Below are 13,605 nucleotides of genomic sequence, written 5' to 3' on the forward strand. Positions count from 1 at the left end.
TCGCCGCACCGCGTAACGCTTGTATTCGCGACGCAGAATCCACTTTGCCGCCCGCGGCGGTCTTCTCGGAGTAGGTTGGCGAGAGGGACCTTCTCACGCGACTTCTCTGTGACGAGGAAGTGAAGCAGGCATATGGATCCGCACGATGTCGATCGCCGCCAGGATTCCGGATCCCGCACGGCGACCGCGAAATTGGAGCAGGTCGTGATCCGATTCGCCGGTGACTCCGGCGACGGCATGCAGCTGACCGGCGACCGTTTCACCCATGAGGCCGCCGCTTTCGGCAACGATCTGGCGACCCAGCCCAACTTCCCCGCGGAGATCCGCGCGCCCCAGGGCACGCTCCCCGGAGTCTCCTCCTTCCAGATCCAGATCGCCGACTACGACGTGCTCACCGCGGGCGATCAGCCCGACGTGCTGGTCGCGATGAATCCGGCGGCGCTGAAGGCCAACCTGGCAGACCTGCCGCGCGGCGGCACGGTCATCGTCAACACCGACGAGTTCACCAAGCGCACGCTGACGAAGGTCGGATACTCCACCGACCCGCTGACCGACGACACGCTGGCCGATTTCGTGGTCCATCAGGTGCCGATGACCTCGCTCACCTTGGCCGCCGCCGAACCGGCGGGTGTCGGCAAGAAGGACGGCCAGCGCGCGAAGAACATGTTCGCCCTGGGCCTGCTGTCGTGGATGTACGGCCGTCCGCTCGGCGGCACCGAACGCTTCCTGCGCGAGAAATTCGCCGACGCGCCCACCATCGCCGAGGCGAATCTGCTGGCCTTCCGAGCGGGCTGGAACTACGGCGAGACCACCGAGGCGTTCGCGACCACCTACGAGATCGCGCCGGCCACCCTGCCGCCGGGCACCTACCGTCAGATCACCGGCAACACCGCCCTGGCCTACGGGCTGATCACCGCCGGGCAGTTGTCCGGGCTGCCGGTATTCCTCGGCACCTATCCGATCACACCGGCCTCGGACATCCTGCACGAACTGAGCAAGCACAAGCATTTCGGCGTGACCACCTTCCAGGCCGAGGACGAGATCGCCGCGATCGGCGGGGCACTCGGCGCGGCGCTCGGCGGCTCACTGGGAGTGACGAGCACGTCCGGCCCTGGACTGGCACTGAAGAGCGAGACCATCGGTCTGGCGGTCATGACGGAACTGCCGCTGGTGATCATCGACGTCCAACGCGGCGGACCGTCGACCGGTCTGCCGACCAAGACCGAGCAGGCCGATCTGTTGCAGGCGCTGCACGGGCGCAACGGCGAGTCCCCGGTGGCGGTGCTCGCCCCACGCTCGCCCGCCGACTGCTTCGCCACCGCGGTGGAGGCGGCCAGGATCGCGCTCACTTACCGCACCCCGGTGCTCCTGCTCTCCGACGGCTCGATCGCCAACGGCTCCGAACCATGGTCCATCCCCGACGTGGCCGCGCTCGAACCGATGGATCCGGCGTTCGAGCCACCCGCCGAAGACGACGACACGGCCTTCCAGCCCTACGCGCGTGATCCGGAGACACTGGCCAGGCCGCTGGCCGTGCCGGGGACCAAGGGGCGTGCGCATCGGATCGGCGGATTGGAGAAGGCCGACGGCAGCGGGGACATCTCCTACGACCCGGCCAACCACGAGCTGATGGTGCGGCTGCGCCAGGCGAAGATCGACGGCATCGCGGTCCCGGAGGTGACCGTCGACGATCCGGACGGGCGTGCGGAACTGCTGCTCATCGGCTGGGGTAGCTCCTACGGCCCCATCGGGGAGGCGTGCAGGCGAGCGCGGCGCCGGGGCGTGCCGGTCGCCCAGGCGCATCTGCGACACCTCGCGCCGCTGCCCGCGAACCTGGGCGACGTGCTGCGGCGCTATCGCACGGTGGTGGCGCCGGAGATGAACGGCGGCCAGCTGGCGGTGTTGTTGCGGGCGAAGTATCTGGTGGACGTGCGGCCGTGGACGAAGATCGCGGGCACCGCCTTCTCGGCGAGCGAGCTGGTCGGCGTCATCGACGCCGCGCTCGACGGCTCGCTCGACGAGATGGAACAGGACAAGGCCTTCACCGCCCGGGCGCGGGCGAGCTACCTCAGGAGTGACCGGTGACCATCATGGACCCCTCGCCACTGCTGCACACCGACCTGGGACTGACCGGCGTCTCCGGTGTCCCCGTCGCCGACGCGCCGCAGAAGGTCAAGGATTTCACCTCCGACCAGGAAGTGCGCTGGTGCCCGGGCTGCGGCGACTACGTCATCCTCGCCACCGTGCGCGGATTCCTGGCCGAGCTGGGGTTGCGCCGGGAGAACCTGATGTTCGTCTCCGGGATCGGTTGCTCGAGCCGTTTCCCGTACTACCTGGACGCTTACGGCATCCACTCCATCCACGGGCGCGCGCCCGCCATCGCGACCGGGCTCGCGGTGACCCGGCCGGATCTGTCGGTGTGGGTGGTGACCGGCGACGGCGACGCGCTGTCCATCGGCGGCAACCATCTGATCCACGCGCTGCGCCGCAACGTCAACATGACGATCCTGCTGTTCAACAATCGCATCTACGGGCTGACCAAAGGCCAGTACTCGCCGACGTCCGAGCAGGGGAAGATCACCAAGTCCACGCCGTCGGGGTCGGTGGATCACCCGTTCAACACACTGTCGGTGGCGCTGGGCGCGGAGGCCACCTTCGCCGCTCGGGCCCTCGATTCCGACCGCCACGGCCTGACCGAAGTGTTGCGCGCCGCGGCGACCCACCGCGGCACCTCGTTCGTGGAGATCCTGCAGGACTGCCCGATCTTCAACGACGGCTCGTTCGACGCGCTGCGCCGCGACAACGCCGCCGACCATCTCGTGCCGCTGCACCACGGGCAGCCGATCACCTTCGGCTCGAACGGTCGATTCGCTGTCATACGACAAGGTTTCGGACTGGCGGTGGCACCGACGGCCGACGTCGCGGCGGCCGACATCGTGGTGCACGACGCCGAGACCGACGATCCTGAATACGCCTACGCGCTGTCGCGGCTCGGCGGCCAGGATCTCACCCACGTGGTCACCGGCGTCCTCCGCAGCGTCGAACGCCCGACCTACGACGACGGGGTACGCGCACAGAACGCTCAGGCGGTCGAACGCACACCACGGCAACCGGATGCGCTGCAGCGACTGCTGAACGGACCGGAGACCTGGACGGTGGGCTGAGGCCCGGGCCCACCCGGGCCGATCCCGTGGTTCAGTCCTTCTTGGCGAAGCCGAGACCGATGACGGCGTCGCGTTCGGCGGTCAGCTCGGCGACCGAGGCGTCGATCCGCTCACGGGAGAACTCGTCGATCGCCAAGCCCTCGACGACGGTGTAGCGGCCGTCGGCACAGGTCACCGGAAACGAGCTGATCAAGCCCTCCGGCACGCCGTAGGAACCGTCGGAGGGCACCGCCATGGAGGTCCACTCGCCCGGCGCGGTGCCGAGCACCCAGTCGTGGATGTGGTCGATGGCCGCGCTCGCCGCGCTCGCCGCCGAGGACGCGCCTCTGGCCTGGATGATGGCGGTGCCGCGCTGCTGCACGGTGGGGATGAACTCCTCGCTCAGCCACTCCCGGTCGACGAGCTCCAGGGCCGGTCGGCCCGCGACGGTGGCGTGCGTGATGTCGGGGTATTGGGTGGCGGAGTGATTGCCCCACACCGCGACTCGATGGATGTCCGCGCCGGGCACGCCGGTCTTCTTCGCCAGCTGTGCGATGGCCCGGTTGTGGTCCAGCCGGGTCATGGCGGTGAATCGGTCGGCGGGCACGTCCGGGGCGTTACTCGCCGCGATGAAGGCGTTGGTGTTGGCGGGATTGCCGACGACGAGGACCTTCACGTCGTCGGCGGCGCTGGCATCGATCGCCTGTCCCTGATCGGTGAAGATGGGGCCGTTGGCGGCCAGCAGATCCGAACGTTCCATCCCCGCCGTGCGCGGTCGCGCGCCGACCAGCAGGGCGACGTTCGCGCCCGAGAACCCGATCCACGGATCGTCGCTGATGTCGATCGAGTCCAGCAGCGGGAACGCGCCGTCCTCGAGTTCCATCGCCACGCCCTCCAGCGAGCCGACGGCCGCCGGGATCTCGAGTAGCCGCAGACGGACGGGGGTGTCCGGGCCGAGCATCGCCCCGGACGCGATACGGAACAACAGGCCGTAGGCGATCTGCCCGGCCGCACCGGTCACGGTGACGGTCACGGGGGTGTTCCGGTCGGCGGCGCTCACCACAACTCCTCGGGGTCGACTGTCTGTCGCTGCCCACCCTAGCGATTCTCACCACCGCCGAGTCCGGGTGGTGAGCTACGGAACAGCCCGCGAGTTCACAGCAGTTCGGCGACCTCGCGATCGGTGAGCACGATCGGCGAAACGTAGTCCTTCGCCCGTGCTGTGCGCGCCGCGCGATACAGCGGACGCTCCTCGAGTCCCGCGTCCCTCGCCTCGGCCCGCAACTGCCGGACGAGCAGGTCCGACACCGCGACGGACGTCGCGGAACTTCCCGTGGCCAGTGCGTCGGCGAGCTTTCGCAGACCGAGCAGGTGCAGTTCCCGTCCGCTGCCCGAATCGGTGTACATGGCCAGCGGAACGACCTGGATGTGACCGCCCCCGGTCAGGCGCAGCGCGACCCGGCTCAATCGGCCCGGATAGACGATCAGTTCCACCCGGTCCGCCGAGGCCACCTCGATGCGCTGTTCGCCGAGGAACCGGCGCGCGTGTACGGTGGCGCCGATCAACCAGATCCGGCGGCGCCCCAGTGCCAGCGCGGAGAACATGGTCGGTACGCCGACGACTACGCCGACGGCCAGCGCCACCGGCCAGGAGACGAAGATCGCGGCGAGGAATCCCGCGCCGACACCGATGCCCACCGCCGCCAGCGCGAGCCTGCGCAGCATGGGCGTGTAGGTCTCCGGGGCCACCAGATCGAGCCCCACCCGCTGTTGCGTCACCGGCCGATCGGCGTTCGGGTCCACTTGTCACCTCTTCGAGCACACGCCACGACATCGCGGTTCACGATGTCGCGCACCCGGCGCACGACGGCCGTCCGACCGGGGCGGCGGATACCGTGCGCCGGTACGCAAGCCGCTACGCCCGACCGGTCGCAGCCGCCGCACCGGGCACGACCGGTCCGGCGTAGCCGGAGTGCGCAACAACGGTACCTCTGTCGGCCCGGTGTCGACCGGCGGTCACCGGATCGGGACCGCGTTCAGGAGCCGGACAACTCCGTGCGCAGCACCTCGACGAGGTCGGGCAGGGCCACCTGTCGCTGATCACCGGTGCTCATGTCCTTGACCACGATGGCGTCCTCGGCCAGCTCGCGCTCGCCAAGTACCAGCGTGAACCGGGCGCCCGAACGATCGGCGGCCTTCATGGCTCCCTTCACCCCACGCCCGCCGTAGGCCAGGTCGACTCGCACGCCTGCTGCCCGCAACTGTGCGGCCAGCACCACCAGACGCTGTTTGGCGGCGTCGCCCATCGGCACGCCGAAGACCTCGCAGCGCGCGGGACTGCCCGCCGACTTACCTTCGGCCTGCAGTGCCAGCATGGTGCGGTCCACGCCGAGTCCGAAGCCGATGCCGGACAAGGGCTGCCCGCCGAGCTCGGCCATCAGCCCGTCGTAGCGCCCGCCGCCGCCGATGCCCGACTGCGCGCCGAGACCGTCGTGCACGAACTCGAAGGTGGTCTTGGTGTAGTAGTCCAGGCCACGGACCATGCGCGGGTTCACCACGTAGGGCACGCCCAGTGCGTCGAGGTGGCCGAGTACCTGCTCGAAGTGCGCCTTGGCCGATTCGGAGAGGTGGTCGATCATCAGCGGCGCGGCGGCGGTCATCTCGCGCACCTGCGGACGCTTGTCGTCGAGCACGCGCAGCGGGTTGAGCTGGGCGCGGCGGCGGGTCTCCTCGTCGAGCGGAAGCTCGAAGAGGAACTCCTGCAACAGTTCCCGATACTGCGGACGGCAGGTCTCGTCGCCCAGCGAGGTGACTTCCAGCCGGAAGCCCTCCAGGCCCAGCGAGCGGAAGCCCGCGTCGGCCACGGCGATGACCTCGGCGTCCAGCGCCGGATCGTCGATGCCGATGGCTTCGACGCCGACCTGCTGCAACTGCCGGTAGCGACCGGCCTGCGGGCGCTCGTAGCGGAAGAACGGGCCGGCGTAGGCCAGCTTCACCGGCAGCTGACCACGGTCGAGACTGTGCTCGATGACGGCGCGCATGACGCCCGCGGTGCCCTCGGGGCGCAGCGTGACGCTGCGATCGCCGCGATCGGCGAAGGTGTACATCTCCTTGGTGACCACGTCGGTGGACTCGCCCACGCCGCGGGCGAACAGCGCGGTGTCCTCGAAGATCGGCAGCTCGATATGCCCGTACCCGGCCAGTCGGGCGGCTTGCAGAAGACCGTCGCGCACGGCGACGAACTCGGCCGAGCCGGGTGGCACGTAGTCCGGTACCCCCTTCGGGGCGGAGAAGCTGCTGGTCTTGGTCACGATGTTCCAGTTTTCCCCACGGCGCCCCGACAAGTCCAACCGGTTACCCGTTCCGGGGTACGCGGCGGAGGAACACCTCCGATGTGAGCCGAAGAGGCAGATTCCCTCTCATCGTCCGGGGACCGGCATCGGCACCGGTGAGCAGCCGCTCTGCGCCTGGTTCCCCGAAGACGTCGGAGGCCCGCCGCCGACAGCGGGGAACGCGCGGCCGGCGCAGTGCGCGGCCCTCTCGGCGATCGAGGTCCCTGCCCGACCTCGACTCGCGGGTCTCCCACAGCGTTCGACAACGGCGACATGATCTCCCTCTCAGCAAGAGATGGCACACTCTTACCTCGACGTACGCCGACACGGGAGGATTGTGGTAGTGCCGAGCAACGAACAGCGACGAGCAGCGGCCAAGCGCAAGCTGGAGCGTCAGCTGGCCAATCGGGCCGAGCGGGCGCGTAAGCGGAAGCAACTGACGATCGCGGGATCGGTGCTCGGTGTCGCGGTGCTGGTCGGCGCCGTCGCCGGGGTGTATTTCCTCACCAAGGGCGACGGCGGCGACAGCGCGAACAACGCAGCCGATACCACCGAAGCCGCTTTCTCGGCGGCGCCCGCACCGGATCCGGCACCGAAGCCGGAAACGGTGAACTGCCTCTACACCGACGGCGCCCCGAGCGCGAAGCCGGTGCAGAAGCCGAGCCGCACCGAGGGCATCCCGACCTCCGGGGCAGACGCCAGGGTCAGCGTGAGCATGGACACGAGCCAGGGACCGCTGGGGCTGACACTCAACAACGCCGAGTCGCCCTGCACGGTGAACAGTTTCGTCAGCCTGGCGACCCAGGGATTCTTCGACGACACCGAGTGCCACCGGATGACCACGAGCGACACGCTGAAGGTGCTGCAGTGCGGTGACCCGACCGGCACCGGTCAAGGCGGGCCCGGGTACATGTACGCCAACGAGTACCCCACCGATCAGTACGCCGAGGGCGATCCGGCCTCGATGGAACCCATCCGCTACGAGCGCGGTGTGCTGGCGATGGCCAACGCGGGTGCCGGAACCAACGGCAGCCAGTTCTTCCTCGTCTACGGCGACTCTCAGCTGCCGCCGCAGTACACCATCTTCGGCACCGTGGACGAATCCAGCCTGGCCACCCTGGACAAGATCGCCGAGATCGGCCAGGACGACTCCAACGGCCCCGGCGACGGCAAGCCGAACAGTCCGGTAACGATCCAGGCGGTAAGCCTGGACTGATCAGGTTCACCCGGCTGAAGTGGGTAGTTCTCGGGTAATCTCGAAAAATACACAGGTTCTTCTCAGTACTCCTGTTCGAAGTACCTCCGTTCGTCCACAGCGACCACTTTCAGCATCGGGGAGCAGCCATGTCCGAGGAATTGGACGATATCGGCAAGGAAACAGCGGCCGTGATGAAGACGATGTTGAGCTTGGCCACCCTGGTCGCGCTGCGCACCCGCGAGCGCGGCCAGAAAGAAGCCGAGGCCCGCGTCAAGATCACCGAAGCGCGCATGAAGGAGGCCAAGGAGCTACGGATGCGCGAGGAGCGGGAGTCCAAGGCCAAGGACCCCCGAAACCTGGAGCTCGCCCGGCTGGTCGAGTCCAACTCCTCCGTCAAAGGCCTTTCGCTGGAGAAGGAGTCGGTCGGCTCGATGATGTCGAGCGCCGCCGGTTCGATGGCGGACTCGGCGAGCGGATCATCCGGACCGTCGCTTCCACAGTTCAGCTACGACTCGGCGGAGCGGCGCAGCGCGGTGGCCGCGCATCTGGAAAAGATGGGTGTCGCACCGGATCTGGCAGCGGTACGCATGCTGATGGAAGTCGGTCAGGGTCTGCCCGCCGAAGAGGCGGTCCGCGCCAAGACCGCCGAAGCCAGGTCGACCAATCGCAGCAGGGAGCTGGAGGGGCGCGGACTGGAACGCACCCGCGGCTGAACCGAACGCGAACGACGAGCGAGACCCGCCGGATGTCCGGCGGGTCTCGCTCGCTTCACAGTCCTTGTGGCACAGCGTCGTTCGATCGTTCGGATCAGACCCGGAAGTCCTCCGGCGCCGGGCTGTCGAACTGCCCGCGGGCCGGCGAACGCAGCGGCAACGGGTTGAGCATGTCCTTGTGCCCGTTGCGCACGCTGCAGTACTTGAACGGCCCGCGCGGATCGAACAGCTTGCTCATGTGCGGATCCGCGTGATCGAGCAGCCACACACTCATGCCCGTCGCCGGATCCAGCCGCAAGTGCTCCCAGGCTCGCCACAGCGAGTCCAGCCGAACGGCGGCCTCGGCATGGCGGAACCATTCCGGGCACCAGACGGTCTCGCTGATGTCGGTCACCTGACGCCGGTAGACCACGCTCAGATAATTCTCGACGAACTCGACCACAGTGTTGTAAACGGTCTTCCCCGCCATGGGAGGACCGGGGGGTAGGTTGTGGGTCACCGAAGCACCTCTTCTCCGTTACTTGCCGACATGTCCACCACCGACGTGGCCGCTGCGCAACCGTTCACCGTGGCCGAGCCTCGATCTCACCGGCGGGCGGATCCGCCGGATCCAGCTCCGCTATCGGCTCGTCGTCGGACTTGCGCAGCTCGGGCTTGTCCGGCGAGGGATCCAACCCGGACGGTTCCGGGCCGGATTTCTTCGTCAGCGCGGGCGAGACGATCGCCGCGCTGATCCGCTTCTTGGTCTGCGGATCGTGCTGGTCGATCGACTTCTTCACCGCGGTCGCGTATTCGCCCTCCCACCACGGCACCGTGCGCACCAGCACAGCGGGCTGGCCGGAGGTGAACACGACAGCCCGCCCGCGCGGCAGGGTCGTCAACGCGTTCACGCTCAGTGTCTTCGACGACGACAGCGACCGCGAATAGCTCTTGCCGCCCTTGGATTCGGAGACCGACTGCGAGATCGAGTCGTATTCGCCGATCGCCTCGGAACGGTCACGCAGGAAGTTCATGTCGTCGATGCCGCTGCCGATGACCTTGACATTGGCCGCCGACCACAACGCCGCCATACCCGCGTCGCCCCAGCAGCGCGCACCCTGCGCCCAGGACTGCAGCACCGTCATCACCACAATGCCGCGCGAGCCGAAGTGGCTGTACTGCTTGGGCAGATCCTTCCAGCGCACCACGTTGGCCGCCTCGTCGAGCACCGCGAGCAGCGGAATCGGCAGCCGCCCGCCGCGCGAACGCGCCGCCTTGTACATGGCGACGTCGATCACAGCCTCGGTCAGCGCACTCACCAGCGGCGCGGCCGAACCGCGGCCCTCCAGCGACAGCGAGTAGAGGGTGCCGTTCTTGTCGATGAACGTGGACTCGTCGAACTGCATGCGCGGCTTGCCGGTGTCGGGATCGGCCCCGGGCAGGATCCAGTCGTGGATGTTGGACAGCTGCAGCGAGCGCACCATCTTCTTGGCGGTGCCGAAGATGCCGCTGCGCGTGCGCGGATCGGCGTTGTACTGCATGGCCAGACCGGACGCCATCGCCTGATGGGCCGAGCCACGCAGCAGTTCGATCGGCTCGGTGTCCTGCGAGTTGGTCACCCATTCCCACACCTGCACGATCGGGTACTCGCCCACCGCCGCCGCGAGGAACAGTGCCGCCAACAGGTCTTCGGCCTCGGGATCGAAGAAGTCGTCCTTCTTGCCCTCGCCGCCCTCGTCGGCGTCGGCGAAATGCCCGGCCAGTCGCTGGGCGCGCATCTCCTTGCCCGGCCGGTCGGAGTTGACCCAGGCAAGCGGATTCCAGTACCAGCTCGGGCTCTCGTCGGCGACGCCCTGCGGATCGAAGACGAAGGTGGGGCTGCCCTTCTGCTCGCGCACGTCGCGGGTGGCGTCCACCACGTCACGCTTGTTCGAGGTCGCGATCACCGGGCCGATGGCGGCCAGGACGGCCGGGATCACCCGCGAGGTCGACTTCCCCTGCCGCGGCCCCCAGATGTCGAGGTGCAGGTCCTCGTAGGAGCCGTAGAGCATCACGCCGTCGGCCACGCTCACGCCGATCGGGACGCCGGGAGCGTCGTGGTAGCCCAGCTCGATCCCCAGCTGAGCGGCCTTCTCCCTGACCCCGGCCTCGGTGAGCGCGTAGACCGCGCCGCCGCTGCCCATGTACTGCGCCTTCGCGTCCACCGGCAGCACGCCGACCGTGGCCCGCTTCGCCCGCTGCTTGCGGATCCACAGGAAGGCGATCGCGGCCGCGATCACCAGCAGCACGATCATCGTGGAGGCGAACGGCCAGCTGTACTTACCGCGGGCCATTCCCGCGGTGACCTCGATCGGGTTGATCGGCAGCTGCTGCGGCGAGCCCGACAGCTGGTTCCCCAGATGCAGAGCGGCCATCAGCAGCGCGAACACACTGAATCCGGCGTAGACGGCGATCAGGCCCAGATCGGGGTCGGGTATCGCCGGATCCGTCACCTTTTTCGTCTTCGCCATCCCTGCCTCCTCGAATCGCCACGCGGGATAATTGCTGTCTTGTGGTCAGCCGAACGCATCCAGCCGCCATCCTTCGGCGGTGTTCACCACCGTGGCGATCACCGTCGTGGCCGGTAACGCCTCGGTGCGACCGTCGGGATAGACGACGGTCTGTTCGATGCCGATCTTGAACTGCTGGACCTCGCCGCCGCTCTCGCCGGGCGGCCGTTCGCCGGAGGCGAAGGTGAACGCCTCGACCCGCGCGCCCGCCCGCGCCCATTCCGCCCAGCGCAGCGATGGATTCGGCGATTCGCCCGGTGAGTTGTCCAGCATGCGGACGAGGCTGGGGCCCAACCATGTGCGGGCTCGGCGCAATGCCTCACCGTGCGCTTCGTCGGCCGGGTGCCAGGTGTAGATCTCGCGCAGGGCCGTCACCGCGACCCCCTCCGGGGTGACCGGATCGGGCGCGGGTGCCTGTTCCAGCAGCCGAGTGGTCGTGGGAATCCCGCCGGCCGAGCCGGATTCGGAGCTCTCGCCCGAGCCGCAGGCCGCGGCGAAGACCGCCATGCTCGCCATGAGCATCACCACCAGTGTCGCGCGGGATCGTCCGTGCTTCCAGGCTAGCTGCCCTACCGTCCCCGGCAGCCGCCTCGACACCGCCTTTCCGCTGCCGTGTCGGCCTCTGTCGGCCCGTCGTGCCTTCCCGGCTCCGCGTTCGCTCACAGGATCCTCCGCATCCGTGCGTCTCCCGGTACCGCGACCTCGCTCACGCCGCCCGCGCCGGTGTACCGGCCCGCGGGAGCGGACTGGATCATCCGGCCGTCACCCGCGTAGATGCCCACCTGCGCGGGGCCGCGCGGGCCGAAGGAACTGAACACCAGATCACCCGGCTGTGCCTTGCGTGTCGGAATCTCCTCGCCGAACTCCCACTGCTGCTCGGCGGTGCGCGGCATGACGATCTCACCGGCCGAGGCCGCGAACACCGCCGCCGCCACCAGGCCCGGCCCGTCCATCCCGCCGTTGCTCGGCCCCTGAGGTCCGCCGCCACCCCACACGTACGGGGTACCCAGCCAGTCCTGAGCCGCCGCCAGGACCTGCGCGGAACCCCCGCCCTGCTCCGGACTGAACCGGCCCAGCGAGCCGGGCGCGCGGTACTGCGGTTCCATGGCGAGGATGTTCGCGACATAGGGGCGGGTCTCGAAATAGTGCGCCGCATACTGATTCGGCATGCCGCCGCTGGCCAGCACCGCGCCCTCACCGGCGTTGTAGGCGGCCAGGGTCAGCGAGGCGACATCGCCCTGCACCCGGCCCTCACGCTGCCACTGGGTGATCTTGCCCGCGATGGCACACATATAGCGGCCCTGGCCGATGATCGCGTCACCGTCGTCCCAGACGCTGGCCACACCGTTGCCGTCGGCATCGATGACGTAAGGACGTCCGTCGTCGGGATTGATGGAACTCGCCGTCCCCGGCAGGAACTGCGCCAAGCCCTGCGCGCCCGCCGGGGAGGTCAGGCCGCGCCGGAACCCGGACTCCTGCCTGCCCTGCGCCGCCAGCAGCGAGGGGGTGATCTGCGGGCACAGCGACCCGGCCCGGCGGTACCAGACCTCCAGATCGGCGGGCACCTTGCCGGGCGCGAGCGCGCCGCCGGGACTGCCGAAACCGAGGTTGCACCGCGGGTCTGCCGAGTACCACTGCGCACCGCCGAGATCCGGGGTCGGCGCACCGTCGAGCCAGGGCATCGGGTCGATGTGGCGGCCGCCGGTGAACCGGCCGCCGGGCACGATCTCGAAATGCAGGTGTGGGCCGGTGGATTCGCCCGCCGAGCCGACAGCGCCGATCTGCTGACCCGCCCGCACGGTGTCCCCCACGCGCACCAGCACTCCGTGGTCCCACATGTGCCCGTACACCGCCGAGAACGACCGGCCGTTGACGTCGACAGAGTCGACGACGATCCAGTTGCCGAACCCCGAGGCGGGTCCGGCCGCCACCACCCGGCCGTCGGAGACCGAGAAGATCGGTGTGCCGTCGGCGGCCGCCATGTCGATGCCACGATGACCGCCGTTGCGGGAGCCGAAGACGTCGGAGACGGTGAAGGTGCCGATCGCCATCGGCAGCGTGCGCCTGATGGTTCCGCCGCTTGCCGCCTGCGTCACCGCCGCGGTCGTCGCCGCGCCGGTCTGCTCGCTTTCGGCGTTCGCGGCGGGCGCGATGCCCGGGTCCCCCGGCGGGACCAGTGCGGTGCGGCCGGCGCCGAGCAGTGTGGTGTCCGCGCACGGGTCCTCGACCGAGGGCAGCACCACGACCACGACCAAGGCCATCAGCGCGACGATCATGCCGAGGACGCCCCACAGCACGCCTTTCACACTCATCGCGACCACCCCCGCCTGCCCGGGCAGGCGCCGCGGTCGCTCGTCGACTCGCGGGTAGCGGTCACGGGCGTCGTCGGGCTTCGTCGAGGGTCCGCGCCAGTGTCCGGTTCATCTCGGCGGCGGCGGCCAATTGCTGCTGCAGCAGAGCCACTCGGCGCCGCAGGGCGAGCACGTCCATGCGCTCCACGCTCGGGCCCTGCGCGGCGCGTACCCAGTTGCGCACCGAATTGGGGTGCACGCCGATCTGTTCGGCGACCGCTCGGCAGGCCTCGGTCTCGCTGCGCAGTGTGCCGGTCAAGGCGACGACCTGCTCGACCGCCGCCTTGCGCACTTCCGGCGATACCTTGCGATACGAACGATGCGGCATCAATGCGCTCTC

The 13,605-nt window shown here is 68.9% G+C and carries 12 protein-coding genes; 4 read left to right on the forward strand and 8 right to left on the reverse strand.

All coding sequences use genetic code 11. The annotated features are described in order from the left end of the window. Positions 1–132 precede the first annotated feature (132 nt). Together IU449_RS07545 and IU449_RS07550 are read left to right on the forward strand one after the other, a co-directional pair. Positions 133–2,085, forward strand: a complete 1,953-nt coding sequence (locus tag IU449_RS07545; RefSeq protein ID WP_195001167.1) for a 2-oxoacid:acceptor oxidoreductase subunit alpha — start codon at positions 133–135, stop codon at positions 2,083–2,085. Between the two features lie 5 nt (positions 2,086–2,090). After that, a complete protein-coding gene (locus tag IU449_RS07550) occupies positions 2,091–3,164 on the forward strand; it encodes a 2-oxoacid:ferredoxin oxidoreductase subunit beta (protein WP_195002384.1) in 1,074 nt (357 codons plus the stop codon). A gap of 31 nt (positions 3,165–3,195) precedes the next feature. Here the strand turns inward: IU449_RS07550 and IU449_RS07555 are convergent, their stop codons facing one another. The 3 genes from IU449_RS07555 to hisS form a co-directional block, all read right to left on the reverse strand. Then, on the reverse strand, positions 3,196–4,203 hold the full coding sequence (locus IU449_RS07555) for a malate dehydrogenase (protein ID WP_195001168.1): 1,008 nt from the start codon (positions 4,201–4,203) through the stop codon (positions 3,196–3,198). Between the two features lie 95 nt (positions 4,204–4,298). Further along, positions 4,299–4,946, reverse strand: a complete 648-nt coding sequence (locus IU449_RS07560) for a hypothetical protein (protein WP_195001169.1) — start codon at positions 4,944–4,946, stop codon at positions 4,299–4,301. Positions 4,947–5,179: 233 nt separating this feature from the next. Continuing rightward, a complete protein-coding gene (gene hisS / locus IU449_RS07565) occupies positions 5,180–6,454 on the reverse strand; it encodes a histidine--tRNA ligase (protein WP_195001170.1) in 1,275 nt (424 codons plus the stop codon). 364 nt (positions 6,455–6,818) lie between these two features. On the opposite strand from hisS, the gene IU449_RS07570 reads away from it, so the two are divergent. Further along, positions 6,819–7,691: a peptidylprolyl isomerase gene (locus IU449_RS07570; RefSeq protein WP_195001171.1), complete on the forward strand. Its 873-nt coding sequence runs from the start codon at positions 6,819–6,821 to the stop codon at positions 7,689–7,691. Positions 7,692–7,819: 128 nt separating this feature from the next. Further along, entirely contained in the window at positions 7,820–8,386 is a 567-nt protein-coding gene (locus IU449_RS07575; protein ID WP_195001172.1) for a hypothetical protein, read from the forward strand. A 94-nt stretch (positions 8,387–8,480) separates the two neighbouring features. Here IU449_RS07575 and IU449_RS07580 read toward each other — a convergent pair whose 3' ends face one another. From IU449_RS07580 to IU449_RS07600, 5 genes are all read right to left on the reverse strand, one after another. Further along, entirely contained in the window at positions 8,481–8,855 is a 375-nt protein-coding gene (locus IU449_RS07580) for a DUF4913 domain-containing protein (protein WP_195001173.1), read from the reverse strand. Between the two features lie 94 nt (positions 8,856–8,949). After that, positions 8,950–10,875 (reverse strand): type IV secretory system conjugative DNA transfer family protein, encoded by a 1,926-nt coding sequence (locus IU449_RS07585; RefSeq protein ID WP_195001174.1) that lies wholly within the window; start codon positions 10,873–10,875, stop codon positions 8,950–8,952. 45 nt (positions 10,876–10,920) lie between these two features. Further along, the gene (locus IU449_RS07590; protein WP_228803793.1) at positions 10,921–11,436 is read right to left on the reverse strand and encodes a hypothetical protein; all 516 of its coding nucleotides are present in this window, start codon (positions 11,434–11,436) and stop codon (positions 10,921–10,923) included. Positions 11,437–11,573: 137 nt separating this feature from the next. Next, positions 11,574–13,226 (reverse strand): peptidoglycan DD-metalloendopeptidase family protein, encoded by a 1,653-nt coding sequence (locus tag IU449_RS07595; protein ID WP_195001176.1) that lies wholly within the window; start codon positions 13,224–13,226, stop codon positions 11,574–11,576. Positions 13,227–13,287: 61 nt separating this feature from the next. After that, positions 13,288–13,593, reverse strand: a complete 306-nt coding sequence (locus IU449_RS07600; RefSeq protein ID WP_228803795.1) for a transposase — start codon at positions 13,591–13,593, stop codon at positions 13,288–13,290. Between the last annotated feature and the right edge of the window lie 12 nt (positions 13,594–13,605).

This window comes from Nocardia higoensis (assembly GCF_015477835.1).
GTDB lineage: Bacteria > Actinomycetota > Actinomycetes > Mycobacteriales > Mycobacteriaceae > Nocardia > Nocardia higoensis_A.